The organism is Alteromonas gilva, from assembly GCF_028595265.1.
In the GTDB taxonomy this organism is placed as follows: Bacteria; Pseudomonadota; Gammaproteobacteria; order Enterobacterales; family Alteromonadaceae; genus Alteromonas; species Alteromonas gilva.
The window spans coordinates 80348-101748 of the sequence record NZ_JAQQXP010000003.1; the positions used below are offsets into that span (position 1 = coordinate 80348).

20 protein-coding genes are annotated in these 21401 nt (G+C 48.6%); 8 read left to right on the top strand and 12 right to left on the bottom strand.

What is annotated here, in order from left to right:
• Positions 1–8: 8 nt before the first annotated feature.
• The gene (locus OIK42_RS16720; RefSeq protein WP_273642224.1) at positions 9–1169 is read right to left on the bottom strand and encodes a methyltransferase; all 1161 of its coding nucleotides are present in this window, start codon (positions 1167–1169) and stop codon (positions 9–11) included.
• Between the two features lie 29 nt (positions 1170–1198).
• Between OIK42_RS16720 and OIK42_RS16725 the strand changes: the two genes are divergently transcribed.
• Together OIK42_RS16725 and OIK42_RS16730 are read left to right on the top strand one after the other, a co-directional pair.
• Entirely contained in the window at positions 1199–1828 is a 630-nt protein-coding gene (locus tag OIK42_RS16725) for an alpha-ketoglutarate-dependent dioxygenase AlkB family protein (protein ID WP_273642225.1), read from the top strand.
• 36 nt (positions 1829–1864) lie between these two features.
• A complete protein-coding gene (locus tag OIK42_RS16730) occupies positions 1865–2182 on the top strand; it encodes a BolA family protein (protein WP_273642226.1) in 318 nt (105 codons plus the stop codon).
• Between the two features lie 28 nt (positions 2183–2210).
• Here the strand turns inward: OIK42_RS16730 and OIK42_RS16735 are convergent, their stop codons facing one another.
• Together OIK42_RS16735 and OIK42_RS16740 are read right to left on the bottom strand one after the other, a co-directional pair.
• The gene (locus tag OIK42_RS16735; protein WP_273642227.1) at positions 2211–3155 is read right to left on the bottom strand and encodes an AEC family transporter; all 945 of its coding nucleotides are present in this window, start codon (positions 3153–3155) and stop codon (positions 2211–2213) included.
• A 175-nt stretch (positions 3156–3330) separates the two neighbouring features.
• Entirely contained in the window at positions 3331–3657 is a 327-nt protein-coding gene (locus OIK42_RS16740) for a hypothetical protein (RefSeq protein WP_273642228.1), read from the bottom strand.
• A 204-nt stretch (positions 3658–3861) separates the two neighbouring features.
• Between OIK42_RS16740 and OIK42_RS16745 the strand changes: the two genes are divergently transcribed.
• Positions 3862–5427, top strand: a complete 1566-nt coding sequence (locus OIK42_RS16745; protein WP_273642229.1) for a SulP family inorganic anion transporter — start codon at positions 3862–3864, stop codon at positions 5425–5427.
• A 76-nt stretch (positions 5428–5503) separates the two neighbouring features.
• Here the strand turns inward: OIK42_RS16745 and purT are convergent, their stop codons facing one another.
• From purT to pip, 4 genes are all read right to left on the bottom strand, one after another.
• Positions 5504–6694, bottom strand: a complete 1191-nt coding sequence (gene purT / locus OIK42_RS16750; RefSeq protein ID WP_273642230.1) for a formate-dependent phosphoribosylglycinamide formyltransferase — start codon at positions 6692–6694, stop codon at positions 5504–5506.
• On the bottom strand, positions 6691–7599 hold the full coding sequence (locus tag OIK42_RS16755; RefSeq protein WP_273642231.1) for a bifunctional GNAT family N-acetyltransferase/hotdog fold thioesterase: 909 nt from the start codon (positions 7597–7599) through the stop codon (positions 6691–6693). The genes purT and OIK42_RS16755 overlap by 4 nt, the downstream gene beginning before the upstream one ends.
• Before the next feature lie 92 nt (positions 7600–7691).
• On the bottom strand, positions 7692–8129 hold the full coding sequence (gene dtd, locus OIK42_RS16760) for a D-aminoacyl-tRNA deacylase (protein WP_273642232.1): 438 nt from the start codon (positions 8127–8129) through the stop codon (positions 7692–7694).
• Between the two features lie 7 nt (positions 8130–8136).
• Positions 8137–9081 carry a prolyl aminopeptidase gene (pip, locus tag OIK42_RS16765; RefSeq protein WP_273642233.1) on the bottom strand — a complete coding sequence of 315 codons (945 nt, stop codon included), beginning with the start codon at positions 9079–9081 and terminating at the stop codon, positions 8137–8139.
• A 99-nt stretch (positions 9082–9180) separates the two neighbouring features.
• Here pip and OIK42_RS16770 point away from each other — a divergent pair, with 99 nt between their 5' ends.
• The 4 genes from OIK42_RS16770 to OIK42_RS16785 all read left to right on the top strand — a co-directional run bounded on the left by OIK42_RS16770 (position 9181) and on the right by OIK42_RS16785 (position 13916).
• Positions 9181–9408 carry a hypothetical protein gene (locus tag OIK42_RS16770; RefSeq protein ID WP_273642234.1) on the top strand — a complete coding sequence of 76 codons (228 nt, stop codon included), beginning with the start codon at positions 9181–9183 and terminating at the stop codon, positions 9406–9408.
• Between the two features lie 8 nt (positions 9409–9416).
• Positions 9417–10064, top strand: a complete 648-nt coding sequence (locus OIK42_RS16775) for a DUF2959 domain-containing protein (RefSeq protein WP_273642235.1) — start codon at positions 9417–9419, stop codon at positions 10062–10064.
• Between the two features lie 196 nt (positions 10065–10260).
• Entirely contained in the window at positions 10261–12762 is a 2502-nt protein-coding gene (locus tag OIK42_RS16780; RefSeq protein WP_273642236.1) for a sensor domain-containing phosphodiesterase, read from the top strand.
• A gap of 257 nt (positions 12763–13019) precedes the next feature.
• On the top strand, positions 13020–13916 hold the full coding sequence (locus tag OIK42_RS16785) for a transporter substrate-binding domain-containing protein (RefSeq protein ID WP_273642237.1): 897 nt from the start codon (positions 13020–13022) through the stop codon (positions 13914–13916).
• A gap of 43 nt (positions 13917–13959) precedes the next feature.
• Here OIK42_RS16785 and OIK42_RS16790 read toward each other — a convergent pair whose 3' ends face one another.
• Together OIK42_RS16790 and metF are read right to left on the bottom strand one after the other, a co-directional pair.
• Positions 13960–14847, bottom strand: a complete 888-nt coding sequence (locus tag OIK42_RS16790) for a virulence factor BrkB family protein (RefSeq protein ID WP_273642238.1) — start codon at positions 14845–14847, stop codon at positions 13960–13962.
• 86 nt (positions 14848–14933) lie between these two features.
• Entirely contained in the window at positions 14934–15827 is an 894-nt protein-coding gene (gene metF, locus OIK42_RS16795) for a methylenetetrahydrofolate reductase (RefSeq protein ID WP_273642239.1), read from the bottom strand.
• A 154-nt stretch (positions 15828–15981) separates the two neighbouring features.
• Here metF and metJ point away from each other — a divergent pair, with 154 nt between their 5' ends.
• The gene (metJ, locus tag OIK42_RS16800; RefSeq protein ID WP_273642240.1) at positions 15982–16320 is read left to right on the top strand and encodes a met regulon transcriptional regulator MetJ; all 339 of its coding nucleotides are present in this window, start codon (positions 15982–15984) and stop codon (positions 16318–16320) included.
• Between the two features lie 143 nt (positions 16321–16463).
• Here metJ and OIK42_RS16805 read toward each other — a convergent pair whose 3' ends face one another.
• The 3 genes from OIK42_RS16805 to OIK42_RS16815 all read right to left on the bottom strand — a co-directional run bounded on the left by OIK42_RS16805 (position 16464) and on the right by OIK42_RS16815 (position 21231).
• On the bottom strand, positions 16464–17633 hold the full coding sequence (locus tag OIK42_RS16805) for a pyridoxal phosphate-dependent aminotransferase (protein ID WP_273642241.1): 1170 nt from the start codon (positions 17631–17633) through the stop codon (positions 16464–16466).
• A gap of 32 nt (positions 17634–17665) precedes the next feature.
• Complete coding sequence (locus tag OIK42_RS16810; RefSeq protein WP_273642243.1) at positions 17666–18487, bottom strand: sulfite exporter TauE/SafE family protein; 822 nt, start codon at positions 18485–18487, stop codon at positions 17666–17668.
• A 173-nt stretch (positions 18488–18660) separates the two neighbouring features.
• A complete protein-coding gene (locus OIK42_RS16815) occupies positions 18661–21231 on the bottom strand; it encodes a TonB-dependent receptor plug domain-containing protein (RefSeq protein ID WP_273642658.1) in 2571 nt (856 codons plus the stop codon).
• Positions 21232–21401 lie beyond the last annotated feature (170 nt).

Consider the following 21401-nt stretch of genomic DNA (forward strand, 5'->3'; position numbering starts at 1 on the left):
GTTCGTCCTTATCGTTTTGCAGCGCTAAAAATAACAAATTTGTTGTGACTGGCCAGCGTGGTGACATTACCGAATAAACGCTTAAGTGTATGGTAATAATCCAAATGGCGGTTGGCTACTACAATCAGGTGGCCTCCCTTACCAAGCAGTTCGTAAGCATCGTGAAACATTTGCCAGGCTATATGATCGGTCACCGCATTTTGTTGGTGAAAGGGCGGATTACAGAATACCTTGTTAACCAGAGGCGCGTCGCTAAGCAATGTTTCCAGGCAGTTACTCACAACAAAGTGGCACTTTGCCAGCCGGTCAGGAAAGTTATCCTGTACATTTTGCCGGGCAGATTCAACGGCCATATAAGACTCATCGACAAACGTCACCCGACAATTCTCTGACATGCTCAGCGCATTGAGTCCCAGTACACCGTTGCCACATCCCAGGTCGACCACATTGTCGTGAGGGTTTACCTGCATGTTATCAAGTAAGAATCGCGCGCCAATATCCAGAGACTGGCGGGAAAACACATTGGCATGGTTGCTGACTGTTACAGACTGCGCGGTTGGCAGTTGGCATTGCCAGCGTGACGGGTAAGGGTTATTTACAGATTGGTTCAGAATATTCGCCTGCGGTTGGCAAAAAATCAGCCGTGATTTCTTTTTAGCCAGCGAAGTGGAAGTTGGGCCCAGCAAGCGCTCAAACAAGTTGAGTACCGAACGGGTAATGGTTTTTACTTTACCGCCGGCAATCATTACGGTGTCAGGCGTTGCCACCTCGCGCAGCGCCAGCAGTTGGCTTTCAAGCAAAGCCAGAGTGCGGGGTATTTTAATCATGACGATGGCTGGATTGGCTGGCAATGGCGCAAGACAGTCTTGTGTCGCGACAGAAGGTCGCTGATTATTAACCAGATTTTCGTTGAGCGACAGTTCTGCAATTTTAGAGTCGGACACCCACACCGGCTGCCTGTCGGCAAATACACAACCTAAAGCGCCAAAATCATCGTTAATAATTAGCCACGGCTTAGTGGCCAGGTTATTTAACTCTGGTTGGCTGTGCACCTGCTCAATGATATATTCATCAGCACTGTCCCACGCCTGCAAGCTCTTGTGCTGATGCTTTGCCGGGTAGCGAATCAACTCAAAGTCTTGATCAAACAGGCTAAATTTGGTTGTCATGATTACAAGTATTTCCGATGTTAGCGTCAATGCAATTTAATTTATTTGCCAATCAGGTGACCTCGCTGGCTGCACTGCCATTGCCCGATGCCGATGTGTTGTATCAGGCCGGCTGGCTGTCCGCAGTAGAAAGCAATCAGCTCGCGGCGCAATTGCAGAAAGAATTACCCTGGCGGCAGGATAGTATCAAATTGTACGGCAGAGAGGTAAAAATTCCGCGCCTGCAAAGCTGGCACGGAGCCCCCCATTGCCATTACCAATATTCTAATTTAAGCCTGACGCCACAGCGCATGACGGCATCGCTCAGTCACATTCAACAGCGGCTGCAGCGGGAATTAGCTTGTCAGTTTAATTGTGTATTGGCTAACTGGTACCGGGACGGCCAGGATGGCATGGGGATGCACGCCGATGACGAGCCTGAGCTTGGTGCACAGCCAGTCATCGCATCGTTATCATTAGGGGCGGCGCGTAAATTCAGCTTTAAGCACCTGGCCAGCGGTAAGCGCACAGACTTTATTCTGGAGCCGGGCAGTTTACTGGTGATGCGCGGGGCGACGCAACAACACTATCATCATGGTCTAGCCAAGACGCGCAAACCGGTAAGTGATAGAATCAACCTTACTTATCGATACATTATTGATCCCGGTGCTAACCAGTAGCCGGGTAACCCCACGGGCAATCTCACAGGTAACCCAATGCAAGTAAAAGTCTTTATTGAACAACAGCTCAGCGACAATCTGGCCCCGCTATTTTTAGAGGTGATTGACGAAAGTCATATGCATAATGTGGCCGCTGGTGCGCAAAGCCATTTCAACGTCACTGTCGTCAGTGATGTTTTTAGCGGTCAGCGTTTAATTGCGCGTCACCGTGAAGTCAACGGGTTATTGGCTGAGGCATTAGCGGGCCCGGTGCACGCTCTGGCACTGCATACGTATACGCCGGAGGAATGGCAGGCACGCCAACAGCAATCCGTTGCCTCACCACCTTGTATGGGTGGCAGTAAAGCCGGTTAATAAATAGCCGTGCAGCGCCTGCGCTATTTCAAAGTAGCCGAAGTGCCGACAGCCAGTCAAAGGCTAAAATAGTAAAGGGTAAAGACAGTAAAGTTGTTACGGCGATGATGCTGGCGGCAAGCCGGTGATCGCCGCCCAGCGTTCGCACCATCACATAACTGGCTGCAGCGGTTGGCGCAATCGTCATGAGCAGTACAATGCCCAATGGCATGCCACGCAAACCGGCCATGTACGCTAACCCGACCATCACCGCAGGATACACCACACACTTGCTGACGCTGCTCAGGCCGATATTAAACCAGTCAGCACTAAATGAGCGAAACTGCAATGACGCACCAGTGCACAACAGTGCCAGTGGCAGTGTGAGTTGAGCAAAGTAGCCTCCGGTCGCCGATACAATTGCTGGCAATGTCCAGTTAAAATAGGAAAAAGGCAACGCCAGTAATATAGCAATAATTAATGGGTTTTTAGCAATACTTGTGAGTTGTGAGGTAAGTGAGCGCTTGCCATCCTGGTAGAAGTTCAGGACAAATACCGACAGCACGTTAAATAAAATCGTGACCAGTCCCAAATACACCGAGGCCGCGGCTAGTCCGGCATTACCGTATGTCTGAGCACAATACGCCAAACCAATAATTCCCATATTGGCGCGAAAGCCTCCCTGAGTCACCACGCCTTTGGCGTCGCGTTTTTTGACCAGGTAGTGACTGACCAACATCAGGAGCACAAAGTAGCCAAAGGTACCAATTAAACCTGTGATAATAAGTAGAGGATTGGCGGCCTGGCTAAAGTCTGCCTGACTGATAGAAATAAACAGTAAGGCCGGTAAGGCAACCGTAAATACCAGCTTTGAGGCTGTTGCAACGAACTCGTGGTTTATTAGCCTGACTCTGAGCAGTATGTTGCCCATGAGCAGTAACATCAACACGGGACCGATGACCGTGACAGCGAAGTGTAAAGTAGAAGATTGCATAAAAAAGTGGGTCAGTTAACGATAACAACAAACGCCAAGCATATCACTTTCGCCTGCGATATGTGATGCATAGCCGGCCGCAACGCTCTCACTGATTAAATGCCAACGCTGACTGGCAGATAATTAGTGAGGTAGCTAAAGGAACAACAAAGTCAGCGTCGCCCGGCTGTTGGGTTTAGTGCTGGTCCGATGGTGTCAGTACCTGCTGCAAACCGCGCTGGATCAGGGCTTTGCGGCGTTGGTTGATCATTTGGCGGGAAATAATCAGGCCAATCACGAAAGCGGCCACGGGCAACCAACTGCTGTAACCAAACAGTGAATACAATAATCCACCCAGACCGATAATCATGAACACAGGCAGCAACCAGCAATACATTTGAAATAAACGCTTTGCCGCTGGTGTAAAGCTGGTATCACGAGCTTGTTCGAGCAAGGTAAATTGTTCGTGCCTTTCACGGTCGGCAATTTCCGGAAAGTAATCGATATATTCTTTAATATCCATAACCGTACATTTGTAGATTTTTGTATGCGGCTAAGAGTGTAGGGCTGACGCTGAAAATTTACAATTTAAAAGTAGTGCAAGCGCGGCGATGCGGAGAGATCAGGGGTATTGAGCGCGGAATTTAACAATCTGTTAAAGGACAAACGATACTGTCAATGGTAGAATCCGCGCCTGTTTTTTAATCACCTCGGTGCTGAGAAGTTAATGTTTGATATCATCACGAGTAAAGAGAGCAACGTAAAAAATGACGTGCTGTCGGGAATCACAGTTGCCCTGGCGCTGGTACCTGAAGCGGTTGCGTTTGCGTTTGTCGCCGGTGTAGAGCCAATGATTGGGCTTTATGCTGCATTTATGATGGGCCTGATTACGTCTGCTATTGGCGGTCGTCCAGGAATGATTTCAGGGGCAACCGGCGCGATGGCGGTGGTCATGGTTGCCCTGGTTGCCCAACACGGCGTGCAGTATTTGTTTGCGGCGGTGGTGTTAGCTGGCCTGTTGCAAGTCATGTGCGGCGTATTCAGGCTGGGTAAGTTCATTCGCCTGGTACCGTATCCGGTGATGCTCGGCTTCGTCAATGGCCTGGCGATTGTTATATTTCTGGCCCAGTTAGGCCAGTTTAAGGTTACCGGTCCACTGGGTAATCAGGAGTGGATGACTGGCAGCATGCTTTATATCATGCTGGGTCTGGTAGGCCTGACTATGGCAATCATTTATTTGCTACCAAAGTTAACCAAGGCAGTGCCTGCCTCGTTGGCGGCGATTATTACCATTACTCTGTTAGTTCACGGGCTGGATTTAGAAGCGCGCACAGTGATTGACTTTGTGCGGGATATGCTGCCGGCAGAGCAGCGGGATACCGCCACCCTGGCGGGGGAACTACCCAGCTTTGCGATTCCTATGGTGCCATTTACTATGGACACATTGATGATCATATTGCCGACAGCGGTGATCTTGTGTCTGGTGGGCTTAATTGAGTCCTTGCTTACGCTGACCCTCATTGACGAGATGACTGATACCCGTGGTCGTGGCAACAAAGAATGTATCGGTCAGGGCGTGGCTAATACCGTTAATGGTTTCTTTGGCGGCATGGGTGGCTGCGCGATGATAGGCCAGAGTATGATCAATATTAACTCTGGTGGTCGTGGGCGTTTGTCGGGCATTACCGCAGCGCTGGTATTACTGGGGTTCATTTTATTTGCCGCACCTTTGATTGAAATGATTCCGTTAGCCGCACTGGTTGGCGTGATGTTTGTGGTGGTTATTGGCACCTTTGAGTGGGCCTCTTTCCGCATTGTACGTGGTGTAAATAAGGAAGATGCCTTCGTGCTGTTTTTGGTAACAGCCGTGACAGTGATTGCCGATCTGGCGATTGCCGTAGTGGTCGGGGTGATTGTCTCTGCCCTGGTATTTGCCTGGAAAGCGGCGCGTTATATCGATTCCAATACGCATATTGATGATGACGGTTGGAAGGTGTACGACTTACGTGGCCCGGTATTCTTCGGCTCAGTTTCCCACTTTAAAGACCTGTTTGATGTGGCAGGTGACCCTGAAGACGTGGTTATCGATTTTAAGCGAAGCCGTATCTGGGATTCTTCGGGCGTTGACGCCCTTGACGGCCTGGCCGATAAGTATGAGCAGGCAGGTAAAAAGCTACACATTCGGCATATCAGCCCGGAATGTCGCTCGTTACTGAATAAAGCGGGTAAGTTTGTTGAGATTAACGTTAACGAAGATCCGCGTTACCGGATTGCCACAGATAAGCTTGCTTAATGGGCTATGAGGTTAAATAACAAGGGGGGCTGAGCAGCCCCCTTTTTTGTCTGTGCACGGATACGTGTTTGGCCGATTACTGCCTGGAAATGGTGATATCAACTAAAGCCGCGCTGTGGCGGGCTTTAGTAACGGCTTGCTCGGTTGAATCGGCACGGGCTAATGCCACGCCTAAGCGTCGTTTGCCGTTGATAGCGGGCTTACCAAATAATCTGATATCGGTCAGCGGTTCGCTGAGCGCCGCATCCAGATTACCAAAGGTAATATTGTTACCTTCACCATACCCTAAGATGACTGCCGAAGCGCTCGGACCGTAACAGCTGATGGCAGGAATGGGGAGTCCGAGAATAGCCCGGCTGTGCAAGGCAAATTCAGAGAGGTTTTGTGATATCAGCGTTACCATGCCGGTATCGTGGGGACGGGGAGAGACTTCACTGAAAATCACCTCATCGCCGCAGACGAACAATTCGACACCAAACAAGCCATAGCCGCCGAGCGCTGCGGTAATGTTATCTGCGATGTGCTGAGCGGCCTTAAGCGCTTGTTCTGTCATGGCATGAGGTTGCCAGGAATACTGGTAATCGCCGTCTTTTTGAATGTGCCCTATGGGCGGGCAGAAGGATACGCCCTGGCGGGTCCGTATTGTCAGTAGCGTTATCTCGTAGTCAAAGTCCACATGCCCTTCAACAATCACCTTGCCGGCACCGGCCCGGCCGCCTTCCTGGGCATACTGCCAGGCACTTTCAATGTCGTCAGTGCTGGTCAGACGGCTTTGTCCTTTGCCCGAGGAGCTCATTATGGGTTTTACGAAACACGGAAAACCAATGTCATTAACGGCCTCGACGAATTGCGCCTTATCCGCAGCAAAGCGATAGGGGGAGGTCGGTAAGTTTAGTGTCTGCGCGGCCAGAGAGCGAATGCCCTCGCGGTTCATGGTCAGATGCACGGCATTGGCACTAGGCACCACAGTAAATCCTTCCTGTTCAAGCTTGAGCAGTTCTGCGGTTGCTATGGCTTCGACTTCCGGCACAATTAAATCCGGCGCTTCTAACTCGACAACCTCTCGCAGTGCGCCGGCATCCAGCATCGAAAACTGATAGCTGCGATCGGCAACCTGCATTGCCGGTGCATTTTTATAACTGTCGCAGGCGATTACCTCGCAGCCCAGGCGCTGGCATTCAATCACTACTTCCTTGCCTAACTCGCCGCTGCCCAGTAACAGCACTTTCTTAGCCTGAGGCGTAAACGGTGTGCCTAGTCGTGTCATGCGTTATCCTCTTTTGGTAACACCCAGTATATGCCATGAAACTCTGCGACCGGTTGGGTATCGTCGAGCACTTCCACCTCCAGCTCTATCCGGCATTTTCGGCCTTTGCTGAGCGCGCTAAACTTGCCCTTGAGTCGTTCCACATTGCAGGTGGCACGTGGTTTCATAGTAATCGGTTTATGATAATGAATATTGCCATCGCCCAGTACGATATCGCCTTCAAGACCTTTGTCTTTAAGTTGCAAAAAGATCATGCCCCAGCCAGTCAGGGTCGCCAGGGAGAAAATACTGCCGGCAAACATAGTGCCATGAATATTAATGTTTTTATTCAATGACGCCCGGGTTTCAAGTGTCTTACCGGTATACTGGTGAAGCTTGATCCCCATATGTTCGGTTATAGGAATGGTTTCTGTCCAGGTATTCTGTAGCTCCTGACACCACTCAGGATGCAGCACCAGTAACGAAAAATCATTGAGTTTTTTAACCATCTGCTGACGTTTTAGCAGGCCCAGTTCATTCGGTGCTTCCCGCTCTACTTTAAAGCCACAGGCTTCAAAGAAGTCGATGGATATTTCGCGGCTGTTGGTGACAGCCCGGATAGCGCCTAACTCGCGGGCGACAGACTCCAATGCATTGAGCATAAACAGCCCAAGACCGCGGCGTTGATAATCGCTGTGGACTGCAATATGACGTATCTGAGCTTCTTCGGCGGTGTTTAAGTGAACCCGCCCGCAGGCGATAATCTGTCCGTCAGTATTGACGACCATGCGATGTTCGCTGACCTGTTCGTATTCATCTTTTTCTGAGCCTGGAGGAAAATTCCAGGGCTGGCGAAGGTACTGCCAGCGGAAATGATAATACGCGGTGAGCTGCTCTTCACTTAGTGGTGTAATAACTTTAAACACAGGGGCGCATTCTCATATCTGATCGGCAGTACATTAAATATTAAGCTCACCATGACAGCAAGGGGCAGGGCAAAGAAAAGTTGCCGTTATCGTCACACCTGAAGGTGGAAAGTCACAGGGCCATCGTTAACCAGCTGGACCTGCATGTCGGCTCCAAACTGACCACAGGCAACCGGAATCCCCTGGTGTTCAAGCTGGTCAACAAATGCTTTATATAACGATTCCCCCAATTCAGGCGGCGCGCCCCGGGAAAATCCAGGCCGGTTTCCTTTACGGGTATCGGCGACCAGCGTGAACTGCGACACCACCAGTACCGAACCGCCGGTTTGGCGAATATTGAGATTCATTTTACCGTCATCATCGCTGAACAGGCGGTAATTACCTATTTTAGTCGCCAGTTTCTCCACTTCGGCCTGGGTGTCTTGTTTTTCCACGCCCAGCAATAGCAACATGCCTGCGCCTATTTCGCCAATGGTATTGCCGTCAACGGTGACACTGGCCTCGCTGACGCGTTGAATTAGTCCAATCATAACTTCATTATTGTAATGTTGATTTAAAATCATTGATGGCATCCCGCAGGGCCATCCTTATACCTTGCTCTGTACTGCTGTGGCCAGCCCCGGCAATGAACTGAAGTTCACTGTTTTGCCAGTGCTGGTGTAAGGCAAAGGCGCCCTCAGGCTTGCATACGGAGTCACAGCGACCATGGATAATTTTGCCAGGAATATGGCTGATGTTACAGGCATGCTGCAGAATATAATTTTCTGCTATAAAACATTGATTAGCCACATAATGCCACTCAAACAACGCCAGGCTCAAAACGCCCCGGTGGCCATTTAGCTGGCCACTGTCAGTCGTTATTGGGTGAACCCGCGCCGTGGCTTCTTCCCATCGGTACCAGCGGCTGGCGGCTTCGTGACGTTGAGTGACATCAATGCTGTTAAATGCGTTGCCATAATAGGTAAGTACAGACGTCAAATCGGTTACCTGTGGTATGCCGGCGACAAATTGTTGATATGCATCCGGATAAACCTGTGCGGCACCACCTTCTGGCGCCAGAAACCACTCAAAGTCACTGCGCCTGGCCAGAAAAACACCCCGTAAAATCATGCCAGTAACTGTTTCAGGTTCGTTGATTGCGGCGAGTAAAGCGAGCGTTGTGCCCCATGACCCCCCGAACAGCAGCCATTGCTCAATGCCAAGTAGCTGCCGCAACCGGGTAATATCGCTGAGCAGATGCGCCGTGGTATTAGCGGTGGTGGATAAAAAGGGGGTAGAGCGGCCGCAGCCGCGCTGATCGAAGCCGATAACGTGGTAAGTGTCCAGATCAAACAACGCCGTGTAGTTTGACGCCAGTCCCGCGCCGGGGCCACCATGCAGTACCAGTACTGGTATGCCAGACGGGTTGCCGTTAAGCTCATAGTAGACCTCATGCCCATCGTTGGTAGGCATAGTGTTGCGCTGGTAGCAGGTCGATGACATGACAAGAACTCTTACAAATGAAGATACCGAAATAATTGTAACTTAACCCTAATTCATTTAATTTAATCAGTAAAATTGTATTTAATGTTTGGAGCAATTATGGCTGGTCAAGGTTCTGGTGGTAATGTTATCGCCGCGATATGTAGTTTTTTTATCCCCGGACTGGGGCAGTTAGTACAAGGTCGGATCCTTGCTGCCCTGTTCTTTTTTGTTGTTTGCGCAGTGAGCTATGCCCTGGGGGCAACGGTGATCCTGTTCTTCATGTGGCTGGTGGGGGCAATTTTCCATTTATGGGCGATTATTGATGCTGCACGTTTCAGGGGCTGATTAAGGCCATGATTAAATTAGTAAGCGCGGTACTCTTGTTAACGGTAATAGGTGCCCTGGCGGGCTGTCAGAGTGCCTACTATGCTGCGTGGGAGAAAGTTGGCGTAGAAAAACGCGAAATACTGGTCGACCGGGTTGAAGATGCCCGTGAGTCTCAGGAAGAGGCAGAAAAGCAGTTTTCGTCAGCCTTAGAAGAGTTTTCTGCACTGTTACAATTTGATGGCGGAGAACTTGAAGACGCCTATCAATCCCTCAGTGATCAGTACGAAGCGAGTAAGAGCGCGGCCGATGACGTGACTACCCGCATCGATAAAATTGAAAGCGTTGCCGAAGCGCTGTTTGATGAGTGGGAAGCAGAGCTTGAAGAATATTCCAATGCGGGTCTGAAACGTTCGAGCCAGCAAACGCTTAATGAAACGCGCTTAAAATACAATAAAATGCTGCGTGCAATGCGCCGTGTTGAAAACAGTATGCAGCCGGTATTACAAACGCTGCAAGACAACGTGCTGTATCTGAAGCATAACCTCAATGCCAGCGCGGTAGGCGCATTACAGGGCGAACTATCGACTATACAGCGTGACGTAAAAAGTCTGTTGGCTGATATGCAAACGGCGATTGCCCAATCTGATGCGTTTATTGCCGGTATGGGCCGATAGTAATCATAATCGCAGAATGGTAAATGCAGACATGCGCCTGTAGCGCATCGCAGGAGCTCAAAGAGTGACCGAACGATAGCGCTTTTGGCTACTTTAATTGCAAAAAGTTGTTCTTAGTCAACATCTTTGGGCAACGTTTAAGGCACATTACGCGACATTAAATTTTGTCGGTGTGCGAGTTTGTATGAATCAGTTAGTGACTAAGTTAAAAAAGTTTTCGGGTTTTGTTGGTCAGGCCCGGGGACAGGAATATTTTGAACTTGTTGTTTTAGCTTTATCCGAAATTATTGACTGTGATTATGTTCTTATAGGCCGGCCAAACGAATCCATCGGAACCTGTTCGACGGTTGCCATGGCAGCATTTAACCGGCTTGAAGAAAACTTTACCTACCCGCTTAAAGGCTCACCCTGTCACGTTGTGACGCAAAGTGGTGCCTGTCGATATGATTGTAACGTAGCAAAGCTTTATCCTGATGATACGACCCTGACAGAGTTGAATATTGAGGCATATATCGCCATGCCCTTGTATGATGCTCACGGTCAAATTAATGGCTTGTTAGTGGCAATGAATACGATTCCCTTAAGCAGCGGCGAAGAAATCTCCGCGCTGTTTGAGATGATTGGTTATCGCATTGCAGCAGAGCTTGAGCGAATGGATCAAGACCGCTCTTTGAACATGTTGTCGTCCATTTTTAAACATTCAGCAGAAGCCATGCTGGTAACGGACTCAGAGCGCAACATCATAGAAGTCAATCAGGCATTTTGTGATATGTTTGGCTATTCCAAAAAGCAGGTTATTGGACTTAACCCGCAAATAGTGTCGTCCGGCGTTCAGGATCAAGCGTTTTTTCGCGACTTTTGGCATAAGTTGTTTAAAACCGGTGTGTGGCAGGGTGAAATAAAAAACCGTCATGCAGATGGCTCGATACTGGAGCAGTGGGTGTCGGTGAGCCAGATACGTGATGGTAATGGTCACATCCATCATTATACTGCTATTTATACCGATCTTACTGAGTTCAACCAAACCCAGGCTGAAAATCTCTACTTAGCCAATACTGACCCCCTCAGTCGCTTATCCAGTAAATCTTTCCTCGTGGAGATGCTCAAATCGCCCGGCCGTAAAAGTTTGTTGATGATTGGTATTGATGGTCTGCGTTACCTCAACGATGCATACGGTTTTGACCTTTGTGATGAATTGATTCGTCAAACCGCCGCTATTATTAAATCGCTCATCGTGGCGGATTGTTATGTTGGCGCAGGGCCTGGTAAATTTGCATTGCTGTTCAACAGTACCACTGATTTAAATGCGGTGGCGGAGCAAGTGGGTCAGTACTTTCGCCATCAACAGGTGGTCACTGGTGATGTCAGAGTCTTTGTGTCGCTATCCTTTGGTGGTGCCAGAGGCCGGTCTGACCTGTTAAGGTTGGCTGGCGCTGCTTTGCGCCAAAGCCGCGATAGTGGCGATTTAACCTGCGTCATACTCGACGAGGAAACGCAGAGCCAGCAATCGAACCATCGCTTACTGTTTGTGGAAGCGAATAATATTGTTCATAACGCAATCAATCAGCAACTGGTAGTGCCCTATTTCCAGGGAATTCATGATAACCACAGTGGCACAATAACGCATTACGAGGCACTGGCCAGGATTCATTATAATGACCAGGTGTTATCGCCATACAGCTTTATTGAGGCGGCGCAGGTGGCCGGAGTGTTGCCGCTGCTAACGCGACAGATCATACAACAAGCCTTTAAAGCCATGTCTCAATATGACTATAGTTTTTCACTGAACATCACCGAGTATGATTTGAATGCACAGTACCTTCAGCGCTTTTTAATGGCGCAGTGTGATGCGTATCAAATCGCTCCGCAACGAGTGATTCTTGAGGTGCTCGAAGGTATTAGCAGTTCCGGTAAGCAGAATCACCTGAAACAACTCAAAATGCTCAAACGTTGTGGATTTAAGCTGGCAATCGACGACTTCGGCACAGAGTACTCAAACTTTGAGCGCATTCTGGATATCGAAGCTGACTATTTGAAAATTGACGCCAAGTACATAAAGCGCATTGATACCGATAAGAAAAGCTACGAAATTGTCAAAGCGCTGAGCTTTTTTTGTCAGAATAGCGGCATAAAGTGCGTAGCCGAGTACGTTCACTCCCTAGCGGTACAGCAATGTTTGCTGGAGTTGGGGATTGATTACAGTCAGGGGTTCTTATTTTCAAAGCCAGCTCCCTTTGGCGAAAAATCAATGCAGGGAACAATGGCGTTTCGAATCGATGATGACTTGCCTGTGATAGTACACTTTACGCTGAACGGCCATATTCCCAAGGAAATGCGCTTTACCAAAGCGTTTCGCAATTTTATTGCAACCATGGCACAACCGGTTCGGCTCGGACTATTTGATTTCCGGCACTGTGATTACTTTCAAATGGGCGAGGCTGATCTGATTGACCGGGCGAACCTGGCCAGTATCGAGCCGTTATATCAACAGTTTCGCAAAGTCGCAGTGTTGATTGACGGCCAGTATGCAGAGAAGATGGCGGCAATATGGTGTCAGCACATAGATGCAATCTTCGAGGTACGTTGTTTTCACAGTACCGCTGCTGCCAAGCGTTGGCTGTATCAGCCGCTATTGCTCAACCAGCCCTCTTTATCGATGATACCAGAGTTGAGTAATGGGATAGGTTTATCCTGCTAAGCGCCTTACGTTTGAACGTTAAAGGCTCGCATTGGCCGGTGCTATATCTTAAACAGATACTCGTGCCGGGCAACGATCGGATGTGTTGTCTCGTGATAAATTTACCGATAATCCCTGCAATATAAGTGAGTACAGACACCTAAATAAACTCCTGTTTTTGTGAAAATACATAATCAGTATCGGTAGCCTTTAGTTAACGGTTATGGCGCACAATAGACTATACTCCCTTAGACTTTGGCTAAGAGTGCGGAGTAGTAGTGACTAAAGTCATATTGTTGTTAATGTATCTGTTGCTTGCCTCGGTGTTGGCAGGGACTCCTGCCTATGCCAGAACCAGTGAGATTCTGCAGGTGCGTCACCCTGTGAATTCAGACAATCCTATTTATCGTCAGCGTGACGAATATTTTTTGGCGCAGTTAGAGCAGGCATTAAAACTGACTGAGCAACCCTATCAGCTCATTCCTTCGCCGGTGCCCACCATGCCCGAAGATCGCAGCATTATGTTGATTGAAAATGGCTATTATAATGTGCATTGGATGAATACCAGTGAGAGTCGGGAAGACAATCTTCGCGCTATAAAAATTCCCTTGGCGAAGGGCCTGATCGGCTGGCGTTTAATGCTCGTACACGCCAGTAATGCGCAGCAACTGGCCGAGGTTAAAACCGCCGCAGAATTAAAAAATCTTGTTGCTGGCGTGGGACACGACTGGCCGGATATGGCTGTGTTCCGCCATCACAAATTCAGTGTTTTTCCTGCATCAAGTACGGCCGGTTTACAACAGATGCTAAGTTTGCGCCGCATCGATTATTTTCCACGCTCAATATTAGAAATATGGCAGGAACATGCTACTACCGAGCATCCTGAGTTGGTTATTAATGAGAGTCTGGTTCTTCAGTATCCCGCGGCAATGTATTTTTTTGTTGCTAAAGACAACGTTGAGTTACACGACAAAATTAAATACGGGCTTGAGATTGCCATCCAAACCGGCCAGTTCGACGCGTTGTTTTATCAATATTTTGGCGAAGTCATTAAAAAAGCCAGGTTGGAACAAAGACATTTAATCAAAGTCAGTAACCCGCTTTTAAACGATCAGGAATACCTAGCGAACGACGCCCTTTGGTTTAAGCCAGCAGCAATCCTCAATGAGCAATAACCGGTGTTTCTTTGATTTTTTGATGCCGCCGGCGCTTACTGGGTTATTTGGATGGCGGGGGCACTTTAGATGACTCTGCGTCGTCATCGTCGTTCAGCGTATCGCTGAGACTACAGGTAAACTCAGCGCCTAATAACACCACTATCCACGACAAGTAAATCCAAAGAAACAGCAATGGCAGTGCCGCTAATGCGCCGTAGATCACCTGATAAGACGGAAAGTTGGTCACATAAAAGGCAAAGCCTTTTTTACTCAGTTCAAACAGCAATGTTGCCAGCACTGCGCCGCCCAGTGCATGTTTAACCGGGACTCGTTTGTTGGGGACCAGCATATATAAAATAATGAACGCCGCTAATGCAGCAAAACTGGGTACCAGCTTAAGCAAAAAGGTGCCTAATCCGGGCGTGTATTCTTCGGCGAATTGTGCCAGGCCAGTAAGGTAGGATGTCATCGCAACGCTGGCGCCCATCAGCAGCGGTCCAAGCGTAATCACCATCCAGTAAATGGCAAAGGTATAAATAATCGGACGTTCGCCGCGGGAGCGCCATATGCGGTTAAGTGTTTTATCGACATTGGAGATTAGCAATATCGCCACCACAAGTAGCGATAGAATGCCCACAGCGCCCATTTCTGATGCGTTGCCAACAAAGTCACTCATATATTCATGAACCACATCGCTCGCAGTCGGTACAAAGTTACTAAAAATAAATTGTTCTAACTTTGTCCGCACTGAGGCGAAAGCCGGAAAGGCCGATAAAATGGTAAAAAATACCATAATGAAAGGAACCAGCGAGAGCAGGGTAACATAAGCAAGGTGACCTGCAGATATGGTAATGCTGTCTGACTTGCAGCGCGCAACGAATATTTTGCCAAAGCGAATAAGCTGTGGTTTGAAATCAGTCCAATTTGCTTGCCATGCCGATAAATTCACTCACGCTCCTCACGCTAACAACTATCAGGATAGTCTACCTGTTGAGCGATGCGGAGCAACCGTTTTCTTTACTGCGTCACTTGCTATCAACCGCCGTTTTGAGGCTTAACACCCAGCATGTGACAAATTGCATAGCTGAGTTCGCTGCGGTTCAGGGTATAAAAGTGAAAATGTTTCACGCCTTCTTTGGCGAGTACCTTGACCATTTCCATGGCGATATTGGCACCCAGTAAATTACGCGTGGTCTGGTCATCGGCATCGAGCCCTTCGTACAGTTTATGCAACCAGCCAGGCACATGAACGTTGGTAAAACCGGCGAATTTTACCAGGGTCTGGTAGTTCGTTACCGGTAGAATGCCCGGTACGATGTCCAGATCAATGCCAGCGGCGGCGGCACGGTCGCGAAAACGCAAATAAACGCTGGTATCAAAAAAGAACTGTGTGATGGCTTCGCTGGCGCCAGCTTCAGCTTTTCGCTTGAGGTTTAGCAGGTCAAATTGAGCGTTAGGCGCTTCGGGGTGTTTTTCCGGATAGGCGGCAACGGAGATGTCGAAGTCTTCAACCTCTTTGAGCAAGGCGACTAAGTCGGAGGCGTACATATCGGTCTTGTTGACCCCCGGCGGTAAATCACCGCGTAGCGCTACTATGCGGCGAATTCCTGAGTCCCAGTAGTCACGGGCGATTTGCTTTAACTCCGTGGCGCTGGCATCGACACAGGTTAAATGGGGCACTGCCGCCACACCTGTTTGCTGCTGAATACGTTTCACCACGTCGTGAGTCCGATCGCGCTCGCCACTGTTGGCCCCGTAGGTGACCGACATATAAGCAGGCTTTAAAGGCGCCAGGCGTTCCACTGACTTCCAAAGGGTTTTTTCCATGTTTTCGTTACCCGGCGGAAAAAACTCAAAAGACACGTCAATGTCGCGTAATTCTGATAACGATTGATTAAGGGCATCGATTCCCTGCGCGTAAGACACCATGGTATATTCTCAGTTAGCTCAAACGGACGTTTAGACGTCTAAACTAAATAATATATGTCTAGACGTCAAGCAGTTTACACTGCTCAATTGACCTTTTCTGTGGTTTGTTTAGAATTTCTTATAACAATAATGATAGTAAAGCTGGGAATAAAGCATGGCAGAGTGGGACGGAAAGTATATTTACCCGTACGCGGAGCACGGTAAAAAAAGTGAACAGGTTAAAAAAGTCACTGTTTCAATTCCGATCAACGTATTAAAAGTGTTAACCGACGAGAGAACCCGGCGGCAAATTAATAACTTGCGTCACGCCACAAATTCCGAGCTGTTGTGTGAGGCTTTTGTGCATGCCTTTACCGGTCAGCCCTTGCCTGATGATGAGGACTTGCGTAAAGATAATCCAAACCGCATACCGGCTGAAGCACGCCGAATTATGCAGGCGATGGGTATCGATGTGGATCTCAAGGAAAATGAACTGGATAAAGACGCCGACTAAACACGTCTTTGTTCAATAATAAAAAGGCCGCTTTATAGCGGCCTTTTAAGTTTCTGTCGAAAGGTGCGGCCCAGGGACCGGTATTATCAAACCCGGGCTGGTTACCAATGAGGTGGTAATGCGCCTTGGTTTGCTATTTAAAGTTATGCTTTGAGTTTATACATCTCTTCTAATGCTTTTGGCATTGCTGCCGCATATTTCTTAACGTCTTCAATTCGACCAGTACTGACACGTGACCATTGATAATACGTACGGTACTGTCCGCGAATTAACACATCCTGTTGCTCCATTGCCTGGCGGAATGCGTTGGCGTCACCGTCATCACCTAAATTAACAAACACAAAGTTTGTGGTGGATGGCAAAGCAGTCAGGCCATTGGCTTTTACTGCATCAAGGATAATCTCACGGCCTTCTTTGACTTTTTGACGTGAGAAGTCTTTAAACGCTTCATCATTGTAGCTGGCGATGGCCGCGGCTAAGCCTGCCTGGTTAATTGAATATCCACCCAGGCCAAACTTATTGATGAACTCCATATTCTCTTCACTGCCCAGCATGTAACCAACACGCATACCTGCCAGACCGTAAATTTTTGAGAATGTCCGCGCAACAATGATGTTGTGACCTTCATTAATTAACGGAATCATGGAATGCTTAGGGCCATCTTCGATAAGTTCGTTGTAGGCCTCGTCAACTAATACCATGGTTTTCTTCGATGCTTTAATGCAGAACTCACGCAGCTTCTTCGGGTCAAGCAACTTACCGGTTGGATTGTTAGGGTTACACACGTGTACCATGGCAATGTCATCATCGATGGCGGCGTACAGTGCGTCGAGGTCAATATCCAGCTCCGCGGTATTCGGTACGCGAACAATTTCCGGACCGCCCTGACTAATGGGTGCCTTAGAGGTGGTATCCCAGAATAAATCCGGGCCAAGGATTTTACCTTTACTGGTTGCCGCAAAGGCCGCAAAAGCCAGGATCAGGCTTGAACCTGCAGTGATAGAGACATTTTCGGGCTTCAAACCATTTGATTCAGCCAGCATATCACGTAAATACATGCCTGCGCGGTAGGCATAGTAAGCACCGCCCGAGCGGCTTGCCTCAGCAATGGCTTTCAATGCCAGGTCGCTCGGACCATACGGGTTTTCATTGGCGTTCAGCTTTGCTACCCCAGGCGTTGGGCCATACATAATTTGCGGTGACTTCATAGGCTGGGCGGCCAAGCCTGCAGGGGTAATAATACCCGTTGCGCCAGCGGCTGATGCTGCGAGTGAGCCTCCTAAGAAAAGTCGTCTTGATGGATTATAAGTCATTGAGTGTTCCTCTTATTGGAGTATGTGACCGACTATAATGCTTTACTAAACATGGCTACGGACACGATCACCAGGTAAACGCCAAACAAGCGTTTAAGCATTTTTTCGCTAAAACTGTGGGCCATCGATGCGCCTATTGGGGCAGTCATGATGGAACCGATACTAATCGCTATTAAAGCGGGCAGGTTGATGTAACCTACGGTACCAAACGGCATGGTGGCCGGGCTGGCATTGGTCATGAACAAAAAGCCAATGGCGCCAGGTAAGCCTATTAAGAAGCCGACGCCCGCTGCGGTGGCTACCGCTTGCTGAATAGAGCGTTGGCACATGACCATGGTTATGACCATTGGCGTACCGCCACCGATACCCAGCAGGGCTGAAAAGCCGCCGATCACAAATGCCAGCGCGGCTTTGCCAACCCCTGTTGGCATGCTGAAGGTCACCCCTGGGCGAACCACAAAGTCCGGGAACAGGAAGTAGACTGAGTACAACAATACACCGGCAGCAAAGACGATGGTGAGTCCGCCGCTACTGGTATGGTTGGCAATTGCTAAGCCACCTAACACACCCAGCACGATCCAAATAAGCCAGGATTTCAGAATGACAAAGTCAACTGCGCCGCGTTTTTTGTGCGCCAATACTGAGCGTGCACTGGAAATTACGATAGATGCCAAAGAGGTACCTATTGCAACCTTTACCAGTTCGTCAGAGGCAGGGGTAAAAAAAGGAAAGACCGCGAGTAGGGCTGGTACAACAACAAAACCTCCGCCATTACCAAAAAGGCCGGAAGTAATGCCGGCGACAGCGCCCGCTACACACAACGTGAGGACGAACCAGACGAGTTCAATCTCCATAACAACAGTGCTCCACTTGAGTTCAACAATTATAGGTTATTTATTATTATTATAAGGTAGAAATTATAATGTTTTGGGCGGATTGTCGCGTTCATAGCGATGAGTTACCTGAATAAGTCGACCAGCCATTTGGCTGGTCGACGACAGGTTAATTAACTGCGTTGAAGTGCAGTTTAGAAAGAAGCATTAAGCTTCATGTAGTAGAAACCACCTTGCCAGTCAACGATAGAATCAGAGCGGTAGATACGCCCACAACAGGTTTCGCCGATTTCACCTGGATCAGGATAGTTGTCGAACAGGTTGCGTACACCGGCAGATAATGACAACGTATCTGTCAGGAAGTAAGTACCTTCCAGGTCGAACATAAACTCAGGCTCAAAGATCTGAATAGCTGAAACTGTGCTGCCACCTTCAGAGTTTGAATAACCACCAAAGTAGTTCATGCGGGCAGTGAATGACATGTCTTCATAAGCGTGTTTAACAGACAAAACACCACGTGTTTCCGGTAAACCATTGAGGAAGTCATAAACGGCTTCGTTGTTGAAATACACCTGTGGGTCAGAGTTAAATTTCTGCGTACCATAGTTCATCGAACCTGTGATAGTGGTATCACCAGCTTCAGACTCAAAGTTATAGGTAGCAACAATATCAACACCCTGCGTTACTGTATCGAAGGCATTCTGGAAGTAGAATACACCACCGATGGTGTTGGCACCCTGAACACCTGCAGCATCAAGCGCTAAGTAACGCTGGTAAGCGTCATAACCAGCGGCATCCGGGTCGGTGACTTCGGTAGATGACACATCAAGCGTTGAAATCGCATTTACGCGGTCTTCAAGTAAAATACGGTAGAAATCCACAGTTAATGTGAAATCACCGATGTCAGCAGTCGCACCAAGCGTAAAGTTAGTTGATTTCTCTGGCTTAAGTTCTGAAGCACCCAATGCCTGAGCAACTACACTGCCCGCCGGGAACAAACCGGTTGCAACCGGGAAACCATTGGGCAAACGGGTTGATACGTTAGTGGTACCTTGCTGACCAGGAGTAGGCGCGCGGAAACCTGTACCGAATGAAGAACGTACTGCAATTTCATCGGTAACCTGGAAAATACCGGCAATCTTGTAAACAACTTCTGAACCAAAGTCAGAGTAATCTTCATAACGGATAGCCGCCTGGGCAAACAATTTATCTGTGATGTCACCCGAAATGTCACCGTATACAGCGAATGAATCGCGTTCATAGGTGCCAATGTAATCAGCTGAATAACCAGGGAAACCGTTTGAGCCTACACCTACAGCGGTATAAACCGGATCGTTTGGATCGCTACAATCCAAACCGTTAGAGACTGCGGTAGCAACAGCTTCTGCTGAGGCGGTGCCGTCACAGAATCCCCATGGATCGGGTGACGAGTATGGACCTACCCGGTAAGAGTCCGGGTCACCTGCTGAAATCTCGTAAGATTCTTCCATGTAGCTGGCACCAAAGGCCAACACATAAGCGGCCATGTCGTAGGTAAAGTCAGCCTGGAATTGTAATTCGTCGTTGGCTAGATCGCCCGGCTTAAACGAGGTGGGTGAGTCCGGTCCCATTGACGGGTTGATGGTGTTTTTCAGGGTATAAGAAATTTCGTTATAACCGTAACGACCACTGATGTCATAGCCCAAACTTCCGGTCATGCCTTTCAGGCCGCCCACAAAAGAGTAATCGGTGATATCACCAAAGAAACGCGGGGTAAAACCACCTGGGAATTTTTCTAATGGTGTATAAATTGTGCCATCAGGTTCACGCAGATCTTCAATAGTACCGTTACCTGGATAACGGTAGAAGAACGAACCGTCACCTTCACTTTCTGAGTAGTTAGCAAAGGCATACAATTCCATATCATTGCTAATCGCGTAACCACCATTTACAAATACTTTGGCACCGCTGTAATTAGGTTGACCCCAGGGTTGTACCTGCGATGAACCGTGCACTGTGCGTCCTTGCTCTTCTGCGGCGGCGATATATTCAGGTGACTGTTCGTCAACACAGAACCAGCTTTCACAGTACTGCTCACCACGGTAAGTAGCTTTGGAGTCGGTCACCTCAGCAGAGATACTCAGGAAGCCATCATCACCCAGCGAGAAGCCTTTGTTACCGCTAATGGTATATTGCTCACCGTCGCCTTCGAAGTAACGACCAGTGTCCAGTGACAATGAGCCGCCTTCGGCATTGCGTTTAAGCTGGAAGTTCATTACCCCGGCAATCGCATCTGAACCATACTGAGCGGCGGCACCATCACGCAGAACTTCGACGCTGCCAAGAGCGGCGGCAGGAATGGTTGCCAGGTCAGGACCCTGGGTACCGGAGCCACCAATTTCAACTAATGAGGCGCGGTGACGACGTTTGCCGTTTACAAGCACGAGGGTTTTATCCGTTGGCAGACCACGTAATTGCGCCGGACGAATAAAGGTACCACCATCAGAAATTGGCTGACGAGCGATGGTGTAAGATGGAACGAGCGTCATCATAATGTCATTCATATCTGAAGAAGCGACACCATTAATATCTTCGGCGCTGAGTACATCAACCGGAACTGGTGAACTCGTTACAGAGCGAGGTGCACCACGGGCTCCCACAACGGCGATTTTCTCAACGTCTTCTTCCGCGGCTTCTTCTGCCATTACATTGGTAGCAACGGTCATCGATAGCGAATAACCGGCAAGACCTGCCAGTATTGCTGCATTTAATTTTTTGAGTTTCATCATGTGTTCCCTAAATTGTCATATCGCTATGATCTTTTTAAGTGCAACTACGAATGGACGTGAGAAGACGCCTCTGGCTAAAAGTGCCCCAAATTGGTTCGTAATAGCACCAAATTTAAACATTATTTGGACTTAATGAGCGCGTCAGACTTTACTGACAACACTACAGA

What these genes read in the sequence shown, in the direction of transcription:
- OIK42_RS16720 (WP_273642224.1), bottom strand. Translation starts at nt 1,169, where the DNA reads ATGACAACCAAATTTAGCCTGTTTGATCAAGACTTTGAGTTGATTCGC.
- OIK42_RS16725 (WP_273642225.1), top strand. Translation starts at nt 1,199, where the DNA reads ATGCAATTTAATTTATTTGCCAATCAGGTGACCTCGCTGGCTGCACTG.
- OIK42_RS16730 (WP_273642226.1), top strand. Translation starts at nt 1,865, where the DNA reads ATGCAAGTAAAAGTCTTTATTGAACAACAGCTCAGCGACAATCTGGCC.
- OIK42_RS16735 (WP_273642227.1), bottom strand. Translation starts at nt 3,155, where the DNA reads ATGCAATCTTCTACTTTACACTTCGCTGTCACGGTCATCGGTCCCGTG.
- OIK42_RS16740 (WP_273642228.1), bottom strand. Translation starts at nt 3,657, where the DNA reads ATGGATATTAAAGAATATATCGATTACTTTCCGGAAATTGCCGACCGT.
- OIK42_RS16745 (WP_273642229.1), top strand. Translation starts at nt 3,862, where the DNA reads ATGTTTGATATCATCACGAGTAAAGAGAGCAACGTAAAAAATGACGTG.
- purT (WP_273642230.1), bottom strand. Translation starts at nt 6,694, where the DNA reads ATGACACGACTAGGCACACCGTTTACGCCTCAGGCTAAGAAAGTGCTG.
- dtd (WP_273642232.1), bottom strand. Translation starts at nt 8,129, where the DNA reads ATGATTGGACTAATTCAACGCGTCAGCGAGGCCAGTGTCACCGTTGAC.
- pip (WP_273642233.1), bottom strand. Translation starts at nt 9,081, where the DNA reads ATGTCATCGACCTGCTACCAGCGCAACACTATGCCTACCAACGATGGG.
- OIK42_RS16770 (WP_273642234.1), top strand. Translation starts at nt 9,181, where the DNA reads ATGGCTGGTCAAGGTTCTGGTGGTAATGTTATCGCCGCGATATGTAGT.
- OIK42_RS16775 (WP_273642235.1), top strand. Translation starts at nt 9,417, where the DNA reads ATGATTAAATTAGTAAGCGCGGTACTCTTGTTAACGGTAATAGGTGCC.
- metF (WP_273642239.1), bottom strand. Translation starts at nt 15,827, where the DNA reads ATGGTGTCTTACGCGCAGGGAATCGATGCCCTTAATCAATCGTTATCA.
- metJ (WP_273642240.1), top strand. Translation starts at nt 15,982, where the DNA reads ATGGCAGAGTGGGACGGAAAGTATATTTACCCGTACGCGGAGCACGGT.
- OIK42_RS16805 (WP_273642241.1), bottom strand. Translation starts at nt 17,633, where the DNA reads ATGACTTATAATCCATCAAGACGACTTTTCTTAGGAGGCTCACTCGCA.
- OIK42_RS16810 (WP_273642243.1), bottom strand. Translation starts at nt 18,487, where the DNA reads ATGGAGATTGAACTCGTCTGGTTCGTCCTCACGTTGTGTGTAGCGGGC.
- OIK42_RS16815 (WP_273642658.1), bottom strand. Translation starts at nt 21,231, where the DNA reads ATGAAACTCAAAAAATTAAATGCAGCAATACTGGCAGGTCTTGCCGGT.